The organism is Elusimicrobiota bacterium (genome assembly GCA_040757695.1).
Lineage (GTDB): Bacteria > Elusimicrobiota > UBA8919 > UBA8919 > UBA8919 > JBFLWK01.
On sequence record JBFLWK010000212.1, the window covers coordinates 1 to 1,590 of the forward strand.

2 protein-coding genes are annotated in these 1,590 nt (G+C 31.1%); both read right to left on the bottom strand.

What is annotated here, in order from left to right:
- A partial coding sequence (locus AB1349_14210) for a TolC family protein (protein ID MEW6558479.1) occupies positions 1 to 619 on the bottom strand: 619 nt, incomplete at its 3' end.
- Positions 620 to 1,028: 409 nt separating this feature from the next.
- Positions 1,029 to 1,433 (bottom strand): hypothetical protein, encoded by a 405-nt coding sequence (locus AB1349_14215; protein MEW6558480.1) that lies wholly within the window; start codon positions 1,431 to 1,433, stop codon positions 1,029 to 1,031.
- Between the last annotated feature and the right edge of the window lie 157 nt (positions 1,434 to 1,590).

Genomic DNA, 1,590 nt, shown 5'->3' on the forward strand with positions numbered 1-1,590 from the left:
GGATATAATCATATTCTGCCTGAACCATATTTGCTTCAACCTTTAGAAATGAGCCTTTATCTTCACGTCCTGCTTTGTATTTTTGTTGAATTAACTCGTAATTCTTCTTTCTTCTATCATAGATTTCTTTTGATAAATTAACCATTTCCTGTGTCCATAATAGATTGACATAACTTTTTTTTAAGTTATATAATACATCAGACATAGTTCTTCTATATTTTTCTGTTTCTATCTGGATATCTATATTTTTTATTTTCAGGTCGGTTAAATCTGCAAAACCTTTAAATACCGACAATCTCCCTGAAATACCATATGTGTAATTATCAGTTATTATAGTATCTATTGTCTTTCCTATAGGATTAATAACTTCGCTACTCAAACGGGTTTTCCCTACAGATGCAGATATTTGTGGAAAAAAATTTGACTTTGAAACCTTATAACTTAACTGTACCTGTTTTAATGAATCTTCTGCCTTCTTTATTGTGGGATTATTTAATTTTGCCGTATTTACTATATCTTGCCAGGTCATTTCTTTAGCACAGACATTGTCCACTAAAATCAAAATAGCAAAAAATACTATTTTCTTCTTGATAAAATTATAAAAGTGTTTTAAGTTCATTTATTTACCCTTCACCCCGCCCCTCGTATGCGGATGCCTCACCATAAAGAGGTTGTGTCGCAACTGTAGCTCATTCAGCTTTGAAAAAGATGATACATAATGACAAAATATAGCCGTTCCGCCTCAGGCGGACTAAAGCATTGAGCTACAAAATTGATGAAATAAGGGTTGCGACACAGCCTCTTCAGGGCAAGGAGCGGGGTTCACTGAACATTTGAAATTCATCTTTTAGATAATCTAAAGTATCAAAATGTTACACCTTGAAATAACTATCGTACAACCTTTAGAGAATCCAAAGGTTATAAATGTTACACTCAATTCAAAATATTTTATCCGATATAAAGTTAGAAAGGTTCTATTGAAGTTTAAATAGAGAGAAAAGTGTTATTAAATTGAAACAAATATTTTATTACGGTAATGGAGGCGGGGGACCAAACTTTTTAAATTTTTCAGCCATTTGTTCAAATTTCTGCTTCTGTTTTTCATTTAATATCGTTTTAATTTCATCACACATAGAACCAAATCTTTTCTGTAATTTTGGTTCTATCTCTATAAACAATTTGTCTATTGATTCCTTGTTTTTCTCCAAGATATTAACCAATTTTTCTTTCTGTTCGTCACTAAGCTCCAATTGTCTTGCTACTTTATCAATTACTCTTTGAGGCATTTTCTGGTGATGGGGGCCTAAAGATACCCCTGGAAGTGGAAAATGTAACATTTTCATAATTGTTATCCTATCTACCAAAATACCAAATATTGTTCCAACTAAAAATATTACAATGGCTAACAATACAGCAAATATTTTTCTTCTCATTTCAGTTCTCCCTCATTTTTATTTTTTTTTGGTTATAACTAATGACATAATATCATCAGTTGTGATTTCTGATTTTACTGCTAATTGTTTACTTAAAGGATTAGAACCATTTTGAAACATATAATTTCGTACTTCTTCATAGGCATCAATTTTGTCT